Consider the following 13,432-nt stretch of genomic DNA (forward strand, 5'->3'; position numbering starts at 1 on the left):
GCATTCGGCCCGTTTCAAGCCATGATTTCGCGCGGATTGCCACGCAGACACCGTGCGGGGGCGATGAACGGAGTTGAGAGTGGCTGGCGTCGTCGTATTGATCGTGTTGCTGGGAGTCGCGTTCGCGGCCGGCTATTTCACGCGTGACACCATCTCCAACAAGCGACGCGCGGAAGCTCGCCGCTGGCGGGAATATAGCGAACCGGATTGGCTTCCCGCCAACCCACCCGCCAACACCAATGACATCGCCAGCGCCATCACGGCAGTGCCCGTGGTCAACGGCGAGCTCGGCCAGATGCTGAACCGCTGGGAAACGAGGGCCCGCGCCCGCCGTGCGGGGTAGGGGCGAGGATCGGAGCTCATTGCCCGGGCCACGCGACCGTGCCTGTGTCGGCCCCTGTCAATCCACTCGCGCAGAAATATGCCACTTTACCGAAATTCGGAAATGGCGCATATGTCGCCCATCCCGGCTCATCTAGGAGGGCGATCTCGAGGTCGTCTTGATCGCGAGCCGGGCTTGCGGTGGACGCGGCAGCGTCGGCACGAGATGGGACGGGCAGGGCGGGTAGTCCCCGTGCGCAGCGAAGCAATCCGGACTGCCTCCGCGGAGGGATTTCGGATTGCCTGCCGCCTTTTGGGTCCGGGCTCTGCGCCGCATCGCTTGCGCGCCTGCAGCGGGTCCAGGCACGAAGCGGGGGGAGGGGTGGCAACCAGGTCAATCCCCCTGACCATCTTTTGGCGTTGCAGTTGCGGCCATTTCTCGTCTAGAAACAGGCCACTGAGCCTCCCGGCAACCAACCGTCAACGGTTTTCGCCGAGGATTTGTGGGCTCAAAAGGGTCTGGCAATGCTGATTCGCGGCCAAATCGAGGGGATTTCGGGGGAGGTGGCTCTGGCCGCCGCCACGATCCCGGCCGCGCTGCTGCCCACCCACCTGATTGGCGGGCTTCTTCTTAGCTGCCCCTGAGGGCCGGCTGGGCGCCATGCGCCTGGGCGCTCAGGGGTTGGTCGAGATCACCGGACACCTCAAGCCCAGGGACCAAGACGGCCTGAACGGCGCAAAAGCTCAAAAGGAAATTTGAAATGGCCACCGTGAACAAGTCCGAGAAGGACCGCGTCATCATTTTCGACACCACGCTGCGCGACGGCGAGCAGTGCCCCGGCGCCACCATGACCTTCGAGGAAAAGATCGAGGTCGCCGAGTTGCTGGACGATATGGGCGTGGACGTCATCGAAGCCGGCTTCCCGATCACCTCGCAGGGTGACTTCGAAGCGGTGAGCGAGATCGCCCGCCGCTCCAAGAACTCCGTCATCGCCGGCCTGTCCCGCGCTCATCCGGCCGACATCGACCGCTGCGCCGAGGCCGTGAAGTTCGCCAAGCGCGGCCGCGTCCACACCGTGATCGCGACCTCGCCGCTGCACATGCGGGTGAAGTTGAACAAGACGCCGGAAGAAGTGCTCGAGACCTCGGTCGCGATGGTCGCGCGCGCCCGCAACCAGATCGACGACGTCGAATGGTCGGCGGAGGACGGCACCCGCAGCGAGATGGACTTCCTGTGCCGCATCGTCGAGGCCGTGATCAAGGCCGGCGCCACCACGGTGAACATCCCCGACACCGTCGGCTACACCGTGCCGGAGGAATACACCCACTTCATGAAGACGCTGATCGAGCGCGTGCCGAATTCGGACAAGGCAGTGTTCTCCGTGCACTGCCATAATGATCTCGGCATGGCGGTCGCGAACTCGCTGGCCGGCATCGTCGGCGGCGCGCGCCAGGTCGAGTGCACCATCAACGGCATCGGCGAGCGCGCCGGCAACGCTGCGCTCGAGGAGATCGTGATGGCGATCAACGTGCGCAACGACAAATTCCCCTACTGGAACAAGATCGACACCACCCAGCTCACCCGCGCCTCGAAGGTGGTGTCGGCGGCAACCTCGTTCCCGGTCCAGTACAACAAGGCCATCGTCGGCCGGAACGCGTTCGCGCATGAGAGCGGCATCCATCAGGACGGTGTGCTGAAGGACGCTTCGACCTACGAGATCATGCGGCCCGAGATGGTCGGCTTGAAGCAGTCCTCGCTGGTGCTCGGCAAGCATTCCGGCCGCCATGCCTTCGTGCACAAGCTGGAGGAGATGGGCTACAAGCTCGGCCCGAACCAGCTGGAGGACGCGTTCACGCGGATGAAGGCGCTGGCCGACCGCAAGAAGGACATCTACGACGAGGACATCGAGGCGCTGGTCGACGAGGAGATGGCGGCCTCGCACGACCGCATCAAGCTGACCTCGCTGACCGTGATCGCGGGCACCCATGGCCCGCAGCGCGCGACCATGAAGCTGGACGTCGACGGCCAGATCAAGATCGAGGAAGCCGAGGGCAACGGTCCGGTGGACGCGGTGTTCAACTGCATCAAGCGCCTGGTGCCGCACGAGGCCAAGCTGGAGCTGTACCAGGTCCACGCCGTCACCGAGGGCACCGACGCGCAGGCGGAAGTGTCGGTACGGCTGTCGCAGGACGGCCGCTCGATGACCGCACGCGCGGCGGATCCGGATACCCTGGTGGCATCCGCAAAAGCCTATCTCGGCGCGCTCAACAAGATCGTCATGAAGCGCCAGCGCGACACGGTTACGACGGCAGCAGCGGGCTGACGGACGAAGTTGGTCATTCCGGGGCGATGCGAAGCATCGAACCCGGAATCTCGAGATTCCCCGGTGCGCTATTGCGCACCTGGGGTCTGGTCCTTCGGACCATCCCGGAATGACAGTCTGAGAGATACCTGCCCTGCTAACGGCCAATAGCAGCGTAGCCCGACGGCCTGTATTGATTCTGTCGGCATGAGGATTGGCCGCCCGCGCGCCGGGCGGTCCAGATAATAACAGGGAGAGAACATGCGCACCTTCGCGATCGCCGCGTCCATCGCGGCATTGGCACTCGGGCTGGCCGGTCCGGCGTCGGCTCAATCGCCGATCATCATCAAATTCAGCCACGTCGTCGCCACCGACACGCCGAAGGGCAAGGCTGCGGAGAAGTTCAAGGAGCTCGCCGAGAAGTACACCGCCGGCAAGGTCAAGGTCGAGGTCTACCCGAACTCGACGCTGTACAAGGACAAGGAAGAGCTCGAGGCGTTGCAGCTCGGCAGCGTGCAGATGCTGGCACCGTCCAACTCCAAGTTCGGACCGCTCGGCATCCGCGAGTTCGAGGTGTTCGATCTGCCCTACATCCTGCCCGACCTGAAGACGCTGCGGAAGGTGACGGAAGGGCCGCTCGGCGCGCGGCTGCTCAAGCTGCTGGACGCCAAGGGCATCACCGGCCTTGCCTATTGGGACAACGGCTTCAAGCAGATGAGCGCCAACAAGAAGCTGGTGACGCCCGCCGACTACCAGGGCGTCAAGTTCCGCATCCAGTCCTCGCGCGTGCTGCAGGCCCAGTTCAAGGCGCTCGGCTCGCTGCCGCAGGTGATGGCGTTCTCGGAAGTCTACCAGGCGCTGCAGACCGGCGTGGTCGACGGCCAGGAGAACACCTGGTCGAACATCTATACCCAGAAGATGCACGAGGTGCAGAAGTACATCACCGAGACCAATCACGGCTACATCGGCTACGTCGTGATCGTGAACAAAAAGTTCTGGGACGATCTGCCGGCCGACATCCGCGATCCCCTTACCAAGGCGATGAAGGAAGCCACCGACTTCGGCAATGCGCAGTCGCAGAAGGAGAACGACGACGCGCTCGCCGAGATCAAGAAGAGCGGCAAGAGCGAGATCATCAAGCTCACGGCGGAGCAGAGCGAGGCGATGCGCAAGGCGATGGAGCCGGTCTACAAGGACGCCGCGGGCCGCATCGGCCAGCCGCTGATCGACGAATTCCTGAAAGAGGCCAAGAGCGCCACAAATTGAGAGCGCCACAAATTAAGCGCGACCAACTGAGGGCACGGCGAACTGATCCGTCCGAACGATGAACGAAGGCTTCCGTGCGGCCTGCACGGAAGCCTTTTTGTTGCGAATGATTTCCAGCTTGCGGCCGGAGGTAAAATCGGTCGTTACATCTTGGTAAGGACGCGCTCCCTGTCCAAGTTGTAAGTTGCGTGTCAGCCGCACCGCGCCCATCTTCATGGACATCCTTCCAGAGGAGCTACGTCATGAGGAAGTTCACCATCGCCGCCATCGCCGTGCTCAGCATTGCCGGCTCGGGCGCGGTCTATGCCCAATATCATCGCCCGTGGATGGAGCATGTCCGCCACATGCGCATGAATCCGGAAGACCGCGCCGCCTTCGTCGACGCGCGGATTGCCGCCGTCCATGCCGGGCTGAAGCTCAACGCCGATCAGGAGAAGCTGTGGCCGCCGGTCGAGGCGGCCGTGCGCGACTTCGCCAAGCTGCGCATCGATCGCGCCAATGCGCGGATGAATGGTCCCGGCGACGCTGCAAAGGACGCCGACAGGCCGGAAGATCCGATCGCCCGCCTGCGTCAGCGCGCCGAGGACATGGGCGCCAGCTCCGCGGCCCTGAAGAAGATCGCCGATGCCGCCGACCCGCTCTACAAGACCCTGGACGACGGCCAGAAACGGCGCCTCGCCGTGCTGACCCGCCACCGCGGCCCGTTCGGCGGCGGCGAGGACGGCCCGCGCCACTTCATGGAGCGCGGCATGGGCCGAATGATGGATCGCGGCATGGAGCACTTCCATCACGAGCGTTTCGACCGCGACGGCGGCGAGGGCCGCGACCGCGAGGGCCGGCTCTGAACAAAGCGGGCTTTTGCGGGGATCAGCCCCGAAATTAACCTTGGCGAAGCCGCTGGAATCCAGCGGCTTTTCGCTTTTCCGGCGCTGTGGAAGAACCTTGGAAAACTTGCGTCCGATCGCTTGCCAGACCCGGATCGCTTTGCTAAACGACCGGCCTCGCAAGGCTTTGACCGGCCTTTCGGGCGCATAGCTCAGTTGGTAGAGCAGCTGACTCTTAATCAGCGGGTCCCAGGTTCGAGCCCTGGTGCGCCCACCAAGCATCCTCCTAAAATCGTTACGTTAAACCGCTTGGCGATCCTTCGCGAGAAGTCGCCTGGCGCCGCCGGGGGCGAACCGGGGGCAAAGTGCGCCAAGATCGCAGCTTGCCTCTTGCCGATGCGGGCGCGATCGTCCGGTCATGAAGCTCTTCATCGCATCCGACCTGCACATCGAGGCCTGGGATCACGGCTACACCGTTCCGGAGAACCTCGACTTCGACGTGGCGATCTTCGCCGGCGACGTGCACCACGCCCACAGAGTGACGAGCTGGCTGACCAACCAGCGCGGGCTGTGGGGCAAGCCTGTACTGTTCGTAGCCGGCAACCACGAATATTACGGAAGCGTGCTCGAAGATGCTGCCGCTGTAATCAGGAACAGGACGCGCCCCACCAACGTGACCTTCCTGGACGCCGACGCTGTCCCGGTGATCGACGGCGTCCGCTTCCTCGGCTGCACCCTCTGGACCGACTACCGGTTCGAAGCGGAAAGCCAGGCAGAGGGCATCCGGGCCGGCCGGTGGATCAACGACCATAAGTCCATCAGGACTACGCCTGGCGCGGAATTCCCGGCACCGTTCACGCCCGCCGAGGCCTACAAAAGGCATTTGATGGAGCGTCGCTGGCTGACCAATCGGCTCTCCGAGGAGCATGACGGTCCGTCCGTGGTGATCACGCATCACGGGGTTCATCCTGGATCGCTGCACGAACGCTACGCCGACGACGGAGCGATCAATTCGAGCTTCATCAGCGACCTGTCCGCCATTCTCGAGGAGTACAAGCCATCGCTCTGGGTGCATGGGCACGTCCACGACAGCCATGATTATACCGTCGGCGGAGACGGGGCGGGGACTCGGATAGTCTGCAATCCACACGGGTACGCGTGGGCTATCAACCCCGGATTCACTCCGGATCTCGTCGTCGAGATCCCGGACTGGGCGCCCCGTCCGCGCTTCCGCTAGTCCTTGCGCTTCGGCACCCGCCGCCCGCGCAGGAATCCATGCGAGGCCTTCGCGTAGACGTCGGCCAGCTCCTGCTCGAGCATCGAGTTCGCGACGATTAGCGCGCGCACCGCGTCGACCGGATCGCCGCCGCAGGCCTCGATCGCCTGGGCGACGGCGGTATCGAGCTCGGCGGCTTCGTCGACGGGTTGCTGCTCGGCGGGGTCGGCCATCAAGGAGTCCTGAATGTAAGAACGCAGGGGCAGAAGCCGGGCGATGCCCCTGAATCCTTACGTCCCTTGACGTTGAAACCATTCTGTTCTCTATTCGTTCTCCGGTCAATTGGAGTCTCGCGTATGGCCGGACGACGTTGTGCAGAATGGCGGTTTCCCACGCCAAAGCAGCAGAGGACGGAGGAGACGTCGCGCGGCCTGGCAGAGAACCAGCGGCGCAGCGTTTCCGTCGACGACGATGACGCCTGGTGGGACGCGGTCCTGCGGGATCCGCGAGAGGATCGACCGGCCGTCGGCCAGGCTGACGCTCGGCGAGATCCAGGCGAAGGAATTGACGGTGTCGTGCCTGCGCTGCATGCGCGGCGTCCGCGAGTATCGACGCGACCTGATCGCGCGCTGGGGCGCCGACGCTCTATGGCGCGGCGTCGGTCAGCGGCTGCTCAACGAGCGCTGCGAGATCAGGACCGGGCGTCACGAAGAAGACGGCTGCTGGCCTGATTTCAGGTGAGCCGACGCAGCTGACTGAGAGACGGCCAGCGCGCATCGAACTCCGCATCGGCTGCGCCAGCGCGCCAGGCCTCGATGCGTGCGAGCCACTCCTGCTCGCACTTCTCGCAGCAGACGTGATAGTAGCGGCGCTCCTCGTCGGTGAGGACTGCGCCACAGCCAGCGATGGTGTCGTGGCCTGTGCAGATGAACTGCGGAGTCACCACACGTCCTCCCGGCCGACGCGCCGCATTCAGTGCACGCTGCCGTCGGCCATCTTGACCTGGACGGCTCCGACCGCGTCGGCCTCGCACTCCTCGAATTCGACCTGCCACAGGTCAGGCTTCGAGATGCCGGCCGGGAAGGTGGAGAGGTCGTTCATCGCTGCGCGCCAGCCGTTTCGCAGCTCGGCATACCTGTTGTCGAACTTCTCCAGCAGGTTCTCGTCGCGACAGCTGATGATGTCGGAGAGCGGCCTGACTTCGAAAGCCGCCCGCTTCCAGCATGTCTCGTCGAGGTACCCGACCAGGAACTGCATCGGGTTGTCGCTCTGAAGGAATTCGAGGAAGCGGAGGCAGGCGGAGATGCGCGCGGCCTCGACGTCCCGTCGGACCTGCTCTGGCGTGCGCGGCTCGTCGATATGATTTGTCTTAGTGAACTCGCCCAGCATCACGCGCTCTCCAAAAACTTCTCGCCTTCCGGCGTCAGCCACACGAAGTTCGGATCCTCGGTGACGCACAGCCTTTCGATACCCATCGTCAGCAATGCGTAGCCGAAGTCCACGCCAGCGAGCCGTGGCGGCTCGTCCGGACAGACGCCTTCAACGCAGTGGTCGGCGACATAGCTGAGGATCTTGAGACGCTGTCGTTTGGTCAGATGCAGTGGCATCAGGTGCGGTCCTCCGCGAACTTGGTGTAGGCGCGCCTGGGGTCGCCGGTGAGCTCGGCCTGAAGCCGACGTCTCCCAACATGTTGTCCGCCAGCGAGCTTGCATATTTGGCGACGAACGGGTCGGCGTCAGCGAGCCGCTCCGATCGCACGTTGCCGGCAGCGTCGAACGTGACGCGGTAGCTGTCGCCGGCGAAGCGGATGAAGGCCTCGCCGTGCAGCCGGACGTGATGCAGGATCTCATCGACGCTGTCCGTTGGCGGCGTCGAGCCAATCCGGTCCATCTCATTCAGCGCCTCGATCGTCGCCTTGAGGATTGATGCGGGCTCCGGCGCGAATCCTTCGTCGATATTGCTGGTCACCTCGTCCACGGGCGGTGTCGGCGGGCGCGTCATCGATGAGCTGTCGAACAGGCGCTTGTCTATCGCCATCTCTGCCTCTCCCATCGTAGCCGGCGCGGGAGCGAACCCCGCTCGCTGCTGTCGCGGCAGCGCCGTGTTCGAGAGCGTCATCCGAGCATCGCGACATCGGAGCGTCCAAACGCTTCACGGCCAGCACGCAGGAATCATCTCAGCCGCCTCTACAAGGACGAAGCGCAATCTGCGCGGGTCGCTAGAAATTTTCAGAGGCCGCCGATGAAGTTCGCGCCTTTTGGGAAGCTAAGCCGTCTTCGGTATCCTACGGGGCCTGCCACTGGGCCTCGGTGAGGACGGCGACGCGCGCCCCGCCGAGCGCCGACACCGCGCGCTCGATCTGAGCCAGCGTGTTCCGCATCATTCCGCGTCGCTGAACGACGATAACCAATTGACCGTTCACGACTTCTGAGTGAACAACTTTCACTGAATGCGGTGGTCATTCAGTAGCGATCCCGTCGACCGGGATCTCCTCGCCGGCCTGCTCGCCGAGCATGTAGAGCCGGTGCGCGGAACGGGCGAAGCGGCCCTTGCGGTCGAACCAGTGGATCGCCGCGGTGCAGATGTCCTCGCCATCGTCGTAGTCAGGGTGCTTCCGCGCCTGGCCCATCACGACGAGCTTGAACTCCTTGCCGACGCGGCGGACCTGCGTCGTCCAGTTCTCGATGGTCGGCGCCCGCAGCATCTCGAACGCGCTCGGCGTCTCTCCGAGGGTGAAGCTCTCGAGATCGCGCGCCAGGTCTTGCTTCCAACCGCTGTTCGACATCAGTGCCTCATCGCATGGGCGTCGCGGGCCTCGAGGGTCGCGGCGACGATCTTCTGCAACGCCCGCATTGAGAAATTACGGGCCTCCCAGGCCTTGCCCATGACCCTCAGCTCGTCGGGGGCGAACGGCGCCACGCTGCCGGCCCACTCGTCACCGTCCTCGATGAGCATGTCGTCGACGATCGACGCCGCCAGCAGCGGCAGGTCGACGAGTCGCGGCGCCGGCACCTTCAGGATCCGAAATCGATCCTTGAGGTAGTTGGGAAGATGCGAGACCTCGTTGGCCGTGCAGCAGAAGCTGACCCAGTCTAGCCGAAGCTCGCAGTCTAAGGAGGGATCACGAAATCTGGCAGCGGTCTCCCTGTCGGCCAGTCCCGCGAGCGCTTCCCACAGGGTACCGTTCAGACCCCCGCGCGGCGAACCCTTGCAGAGCTCGTCGATCATCACCAAAGGATTCGCCGTGCGCGACGCCAGCACCGCGCGCGCCGGCACGTTCGCCTCGGTGGACGACCAAGATTTTGAAACGCCGGCGAAATGTGAATCATTTCCCGACGCGGCGGCATCCACGCGATGGACGTGTTGCTGGCCTCCAGACACGGCCTGCGCCCACTTGCGAACGAGGCGGCTCTTGCCGCAGCCGGGGCTGCCCAAAAGAATCGTGTTGCGCAGCTTGATCGGCTCACCCTCGCGCAGGTCGCGGAACAGCGCGTCCAGCGCCGCGGCGGCGTGGGGGAATTCGTAGCCGAGGCGTCGACGAGCCTCCGCCAGGTCGCGGGCGACGACGAGCGGCAGGGGCTTATCCAGGATATCGGCGAATTGCTTGTTTGCGGAGTTCAGCTTCGTCGCCTTCTCGGCCGGCATCACCGTCAGCGTCGGGCCTTCGTAAGCCGAACGAAACCACGCCGCCACGTCGACCTCATGCGCAGGCGACCCGAATGCGGGCTCTTTGATGATCGCGCCTGCGAGCACGGCGACGGCCACCGCGAACATGGAGCGCTTCTCTTTCACGTAGTCGCCGGCGCCGGCGGCCCACCAGATACGCAGGCGATCGCGGCAGTCGCCGTCGTCGTCGGCATCGAGGTCGGCGGCGTCGAGAGCGTACTGGAGCTGGGGCAGCAGACCCCTAAACGACGGCGGGTAGGTGGCGCGGCAGCACATCATGCTCCAGGCCAGAGCCAGCTCTCCAGCTTGGTGGGTGCCGAGTGCATAGAGCGCGTCGACGACGTCCCTGATTTCGTCCTGGATGGCCTGGCGGTCGCCGCACTTGTCGAGAAGCCGCTGCGCGCGCTCGGCGCCGATGGTCTCCTCGGAGACGTGGTGCAGCCAGCCAAAGGCGTCGTCCCAGCGGGCGCAGAACAGGAGACTGAGGGCGGGGTGCTGCAGCTTCGTCATCGGTCGTCCTCCTCTTCCGGCGGCGGCGCTGTCTCGGCCCGGTCCTCGGCGATACGCTCGAGCAACCATGCGCGGAAACGGGCCTCCGGCAGCCTCGACGAATCCTTTTGAGACGTGTTATCCATGGTCAGCCAAGTTGCCATCATTGAACGATACTTGTGCGACAAGTGTCGCCATAAATCAAGGACTTGCAATCCCCATGGTTAAGGATTCGAAAAGAAAGATGCGCGTGAAACCCGGGCCGAAGGTCGACGAGGCGGACATCAAGCATGAGCGGCTCACGCTGCGCGTTCACAGCGACCTGATCGACATCCTTCAGCGTCGCGCCGACGAGCGGAACATGTCCCGGTCGGCCTACGTCGAGCAACTGCTGGTCGCCTGGGTGCAATCGGACCCGCGCAATCCTAAAATCGATCAGAAGGGCAAACGTGTGGAAAACTACCCGTCACCGCTCGAGCTGATGAACCAGAACTCGATGCTTTTCGGCGCCAAATGGGCCAAATTTAATCAGATCTACGCGCTTCTGTTCGGTCAGTCGGCGCCGGCGCGGTGGGTCGATGAACCGCAGGATCACTGGTTCGGAGAGGACTGACAATTCGACTCCTTGATACTACAAGACTCGAATTTTCCGCCGGAATACCTCAACGATATCAGCGCGCGCCGTCGCTGTTCCTTGCCAACATATCGGCACCAGACAGCGGCCACGGACATTTCGACTCTAGAAACGTGAGATTACGAATCTAGAAACGTCGCCGCCGGCGGCGAGGGCGCCGACGCTGGACGTGGTGCCGACCTGTTACCCGCCGTCGGACGAATTCGATGGCCGGTGCCTAGGATTCGCTTGCATGTTGCGGGCGTCAGCTGGATACTGGATGCTGGATCGACCGAGACAGCATGAGCATCGAACCCGCCAATATCGAATCCTTGACGCACGCCCCGGCGGGCGGCGATTTGTTGCGTCATCTCGAGGCGGACGGTTGGAAGCGGTGGGAGTCCGACAAGCATCAGACGGCCTGGGATCGCATCAATATCCGCCTGGCGGACCTCCAAGAGGACCATCGTCGCCGTCAGGCCGAGCTGCGCGAGCGCTGCGGAATCCTTCTTGCGGTCGACGTGCCGCTCGACGACGGCACCTTCGACGACGGCGTCCCGCTGGATCCGGAATACCTCCGCGCCGCGCGCGAGGAAGACGCGAGGCGGCGCGAGGCGGTCACTCCGACCGTCGATCACCGCCCGACCGTCATCCTCATCGACAAGGACGGCAGCGAGCGCCTGATCACGGAGCCGCTGCCGGATGACGAGCGCTGGCAGTGCACGGCATACGACGAAAACAAGCGGATCGCGTGGGACTCCTACTTCCTCTACCATGACGAAGCCGTCGAAGAGTCCGCCGCAGCGTCGAAGGAGCGCCTCGAAGCCCGCAAGGTGGAGGAGGCCGACAAGAAGGCGAACCCGAAGCCGAAGAAGGTCAAGCTCGACAAGAACGGCAACGTGGTCCCGATGCCGGATCACGTCATGGCGAAGCTCGAGGCTCCGAAGATGCACCGCCGGAAGGTGGCTAAGCGTCTGCAGGAATACGACAGCAACGGCCCCCGCATCTCTTCCGACCGGCGCCGGCTGCCCTTCAAGGAGTCGTTCCGCAACTCCTCCGGCATCGGCACGGCTTTGAGGTCCCGTCTCGGGGTCCGCGGGCTTCAGCTCTTCAGCTCCCGATTGCCGAAGGAAGCGCTGGTGGGCTGGGACAAGCGCGGCGTCTTCGTCGGCACCACGCTGATGGAGCCAATCTTCGTCCGGGATATGGACTACGTCACCATCGGCTGGTGGACGGTCCGCGGCCAGATCGTCGCGGACCTCGACAGGAACTTTACCAGCCTGCGAGTGCTCCGGCGCGAGCTGATGCGCGTTCTCGGCCCGGCGCTGATGCCGACGTTGATCGTCTATTCGCTCACCGCCGAGGGTGAGATCGAGGGGCCGCACCTGATCTGGATCCTGCCGCCCAACAGCGAGGTCGGAATCTGTGGGCAGAGCAAGGCGGCGCCCATCCGCACCTTCGAGATGGTGCAGCAGGCGGTGGTCTCGGCTCTGATCGAACTCGGCGCCGACTGCGGCCATGAGAACACGGGAAAGATCAAAAACCCGCTCTCCCCGAAGTGGCATGTCGCATGCGAGGAGACCTTCCCCGACCTCGCCGACTTCATCCGCGAGCTGCCGACCGTCGCCACGAACAAGCGCGAGATGCGCCGCCGCCAGGCCAGGCTCCAGAACAAGACCGTCGAGGAGATGTCGGAGTCGCAGCACCGCTTCCAGGTCTCCAAGGACATCTTCTTGGACGTGCGGGCGAAGGCTCGCAAAGCCAACGACCGTGCCTACAAGGACTCGCTGGCGACGCCGACCCTGCACGCGCAGTGGCTCAAACGACATGCGACGCCTCGCGTGATCCAGGCGCTCGGCGACACCAAGGAGGTGCGCCGGCTCCTCGCGCAGCACATCGAGTTCTGGAGCGGCAAGCGTCCGTCGCCGAAGTCGAAGGCTCAGTACGAAGGCGACAACCGGTTCCGCGACCGCGGACTCCAGAGGGATCTCGGACTGGTCGGCGCCGTGCGCCCCGATGACCGCAAGGCCCAAGGACTCGCCAAGAAGAGCTTGGCGGCCATCGAGACCAACCGCGGCTTCCGCGAGAAGTCGCTGGCGACCATGGACGAGCAGATCGGCCTGTTCCAGCGGTCGGGCGGCGATCTGGAGGACAGGGCGGCCGTCATTGCCTGGATCAGGAAGGGAGGAAAGCTCGGAAAATCAACGGTCTACGACCTGGTTGACGTCGCGATTTCGCTTTTCCGGGCGGCTTCTAGATATATAGCCACCCCCTGTTCACCGGTAAAACCCCCGATCCTTATCCCTGCTTCTACCCTGCAGGTCTCCGTTCCTTCGGCTCCGGTGGTCACGACCCTGTCCATCGTCAGCGGTGCCAGCGCAGCGACCAGCCCCGGCAAGCCCGGTCATGATCACAAACCTCCTTCCTGTCGGGTTGCGGAGCATCCGTCGTCGGCGCAGGCACGTCGTCTGCGCGGTCCTGCGGAGCCTCTGGCAACCGTGACTTCGACGACTGGTCTTCCTGCGGAGCATGCGTCGCCGTGGCTGCGCGTCGGTGGTCACCGTGTCCTCGTCGAGACCGACAGCCTGCAGTACGGCAACCACGACACTATCCAGTAGCAGCCGGATCGGAACGACCTCCGGGGCCCGATCAGCAGAGCCTGCGGCGCGCCGATGCGGAGCCTCCGGCCCCAGGCCTCCTTCGATCCGTTTACCCTTGCTGCGCAGCACCGGAT

General features: G+C 64.2%; 15 protein-coding genes and 1 tRNA gene. 9 read left to right on the forward strand and 7 right to left on the reverse strand.

Translation table 11 applies throughout. From position 1 onward, the window contains the following. Positions 1 to 79: 79 nt before the first annotated feature. The 3 genes from RPS27_RS21210 to RPS27_RS21220 all read left to right on the forward strand — a co-directional run bounded on the left by RPS27_RS21210 (position 80) and on the right by RPS27_RS21220 (position 3,890). Positions 80 to 343: a hypothetical protein gene (locus tag RPS27_RS21210; RefSeq protein ID WP_313754241.1), complete on the forward strand. Its 264-nt coding sequence runs from the start codon at positions 80 to 82 to the stop codon at positions 341 to 343. Positions 344 to 1,082: 739 nt separating this feature from the next. Beyond that, entirely contained in the window at positions 1,083 to 2,645 is a 1,563-nt protein-coding gene (locus RPS27_RS21215; RefSeq protein WP_211416387.1) for a 2-isopropylmalate synthase, read from the forward strand. Between the two features lie 240 nt (positions 2,646 to 2,885). Further along, on the forward strand, positions 2,886 to 3,890 hold the full coding sequence (locus RPS27_RS21220) for a TRAP transporter substrate-binding protein (protein WP_313754242.1): 1,005 nt from the start codon (positions 2,886 to 2,888) through the stop codon (positions 3,888 to 3,890). Between the two features lie 12 nt (positions 3,891 to 3,902). Here RPS27_RS21220 and RPS27_RS21225 read toward each other — a convergent pair whose 3' ends face one another. Then, positions 3,903 to 4,106, reverse strand: a complete 204-nt coding sequence (locus RPS27_RS21225; RefSeq protein WP_313754243.1) for a hypothetical protein — start codon at positions 4,104 to 4,106, stop codon at positions 3,903 to 3,905. A gap of 26 nt (positions 4,107 to 4,132) precedes the next feature. Between RPS27_RS21225 and RPS27_RS21230 the strand changes: the two genes are divergently transcribed. The 3 genes from RPS27_RS21230 (at position 4,133) to RPS27_RS21240 (ending at position 5,951) form a co-directional block, all read left to right on the forward strand. After that, positions 4,133 to 4,735, forward strand: a complete 603-nt coding sequence (locus RPS27_RS21230) for a Spy/CpxP family protein refolding chaperone (protein ID WP_313754244.1) — start codon at positions 4,133 to 4,135, stop codon at positions 4,733 to 4,735. Between the two features lie 180 nt (positions 4,736 to 4,915). Then, positions 4,916 to 4,991: transfer RNA gene (locus RPS27_RS21235), tRNA-Lys, on the forward strand. Positions 4,992 to 5,132: 141 nt separating this feature from the next. Further along, positions 5,133 to 5,951, forward strand: a complete 819-nt coding sequence (locus RPS27_RS21240) for a metallophosphoesterase (protein ID WP_313754245.1) — start codon at positions 5,133 to 5,135, stop codon at positions 5,949 to 5,951. Here the strand turns inward: RPS27_RS21240 and RPS27_RS21245 are convergent. Continuing rightward, the gene (locus tag RPS27_RS21245; RefSeq protein WP_313754246.1) at positions 5,948 to 6,163 is read right to left on the reverse strand and encodes a hypothetical protein; all 216 of its coding nucleotides are present in this window, start codon (positions 6,161 to 6,163) and stop codon (positions 5,948 to 5,950) included. The two genes, RPS27_RS21240 and RPS27_RS21245, sit on opposite strands and share 4 nt — an antisense overlap. Before the next feature lie 238 nt (positions 6,164 to 6,401). Here RPS27_RS21245 and RPS27_RS21250 point away from each other — a divergent pair, with 238 nt between their 5' ends. After that, complete coding sequence (locus RPS27_RS21250; protein WP_313754247.1) at positions 6,402 to 6,671, forward strand: hypothetical protein; 270 nt, start codon at positions 6,402 to 6,404, stop codon at positions 6,669 to 6,671. On the opposite strand, the gene RPS27_RS21255 is transcribed toward RPS27_RS21250, so the two are convergent. The 5 genes from RPS27_RS21255 to RPS27_RS21275 form a co-directional block, all read right to left on the reverse strand. Continuing rightward, positions 6,664 to 6,873: a hypothetical protein gene (locus RPS27_RS21255; RefSeq protein ID WP_313754248.1), complete on the reverse strand. Its 210-nt coding sequence runs from the start codon at positions 6,871 to 6,873 to the stop codon at positions 6,664 to 6,666. The genes RPS27_RS21250 and RPS27_RS21255 overlap by 8 nt on opposite strands. Before the next feature lie 29 nt (positions 6,874 to 6,902). Continuing rightward, on the reverse strand, positions 6,903 to 7,319 hold the full coding sequence (locus RPS27_RS21260; RefSeq protein ID WP_313754249.1) for a hypothetical protein: 417 nt from the start codon (positions 7,317 to 7,319) through the stop codon (positions 6,903 to 6,905). Positions 7,320 to 7,469: 150 nt separating this feature from the next. Next, positions 7,470 to 7,967 carry a hypothetical protein gene (locus RPS27_RS21265; RefSeq protein ID WP_313754250.1) on the reverse strand — a complete coding sequence of 166 codons (498 nt, stop codon included), beginning with the start codon at positions 7,965 to 7,967 and terminating at the stop codon, positions 7,470 to 7,472. 421 nt (positions 7,968 to 8,388) lie between these two features. Beyond that, positions 8,389 to 8,715 carry a hypothetical protein gene (locus tag RPS27_RS21270; RefSeq protein WP_313754251.1) on the reverse strand — a complete coding sequence of 109 codons (327 nt, stop codon included), beginning with the start codon at positions 8,713 to 8,715 and terminating at the stop codon, positions 8,389 to 8,391. Further along, on the reverse strand, positions 8,715 to 10,106 hold the full coding sequence (locus RPS27_RS21275; protein WP_313754252.1) for an AAA family ATPase: 1,392 nt from the start codon (positions 10,104 to 10,106) through the stop codon (positions 8,715 to 8,717). Before RPS27_RS21275 ends, RPS27_RS21270 begins: the two co-directional genes overlap by 1 nt. 223 nt (positions 10,107 to 10,329) lie before the next feature. On the opposite strand from RPS27_RS21275, the gene RPS27_RS21280 reads away from it, so the two are divergent. Both RPS27_RS21280 and RPS27_RS21285 read left to right on the forward strand, forming a co-directional pair. Then, positions 10,330 to 10,698 carry a ribbon-helix-helix protein, CopG family gene (locus RPS27_RS21280; RefSeq protein ID WP_313754253.1) on the forward strand — a complete coding sequence of 123 codons (369 nt, stop codon included), beginning with the start codon at positions 10,330 to 10,332 and terminating at the stop codon, positions 10,696 to 10,698. A gap of 302 nt (positions 10,699 to 11,000) precedes the next feature. Next, positions 11,001 to 13,316 (forward strand): hypothetical protein, encoded by a 2,316-nt coding sequence (locus RPS27_RS21285; protein WP_313754254.1) that lies wholly within the window; start codon positions 11,001 to 11,003, stop codon positions 13,314 to 13,316. The last annotated feature ends 116 nt before the right edge of the window (positions 13,317 to 13,432 follow it).

The organism is Bradyrhizobium sp. WYCCWR 12699 (assembly GCF_032144035.1).
Taxonomy (GTDB): Bacteria; Pseudomonadota; Alphaproteobacteria; order Rhizobiales; family Xanthobacteraceae; genus Bradyrhizobium.

Excerpts from the sequence above, each read along its gene's own strand:
- RPS27_RS21215 (WP_211416387.1), top strand. The coding sequence starts at position 1,083 with ATGGCCACCGTGAACAAGTCCGAGAAGGACCGCGTCATCATTTTCGAC.
- RPS27_RS21220 (WP_313754242.1), top strand. The coding sequence starts at position 2,886 with ATGCGCACCTTCGCGATCGCCGCGTCCATCGCGGCATTGGCACTCGGG.
- RPS27_RS21225 (WP_313754243.1), bottom strand. The coding sequence starts at position 4,106 with ATGAAGATGGGCGCGGTGCGGCTGACACGCAACTTACAACTTGGACAG.
- RPS27_RS21230 (WP_313754244.1), top strand. The coding sequence starts at position 4,133 with ATGAGGAAGTTCACCATCGCCGCCATCGCCGTGCTCAGCATTGCCGGC.
- RPS27_RS21240 (WP_313754245.1), top strand. The coding sequence starts at position 5,133 with ATGAAGCTCTTCATCGCATCCGACCTGCACATCGAGGCCTGGGATCAC.
- RPS27_RS21245 (WP_313754246.1), bottom strand. The coding sequence starts at position 6,163 with ATGGCCGACCCCGCCGAGCAGCAACCCGTCGACGAAGCCGCCGAGCTC.
- RPS27_RS21250 (WP_313754247.1), top strand. The coding sequence starts at position 6,402 with ATGACGCCTGGTGGGACGCGGTCCTGCGGGATCCGCGAGAGGATCGAC.
- RPS27_RS21260 (WP_313754249.1), bottom strand. The coding sequence starts at position 7,319 with ATGCTGGGCGAGTTCACTAAGACAAATCATATCGACGAGCCGCGCACG.
- RPS27_RS21265 (WP_313754250.1), bottom strand. The coding sequence starts at position 7,967 with ATGGCGATAGACAAGCGCCTGTTCGACAGCTCATCGATGACGCGCCCG.
- RPS27_RS21270 (WP_313754251.1), bottom strand. The coding sequence starts at position 8,715 with ATGTCGAACAGCGGTTGGAAGCAAGACCTGGCGCGCGATCTCGAGAGC.
- RPS27_RS21275 (WP_313754252.1), bottom strand. The coding sequence starts at position 10,106 with ATGACGAAGCTGCAGCACCCCGCCCTCAGTCTCCTGTTCTGCGCCCGC.
- RPS27_RS21280 (WP_313754253.1), top strand. The coding sequence starts at position 10,330 with ATGCGCGTGAAACCCGGGCCGAAGGTCGACGAGGCGGACATCAAGCAT.
- RPS27_RS21285 (WP_313754254.1), top strand. The coding sequence starts at position 11,001 with ATGAGCATCGAACCCGCCAATATCGAATCCTTGACGCACGCCCCGGCG.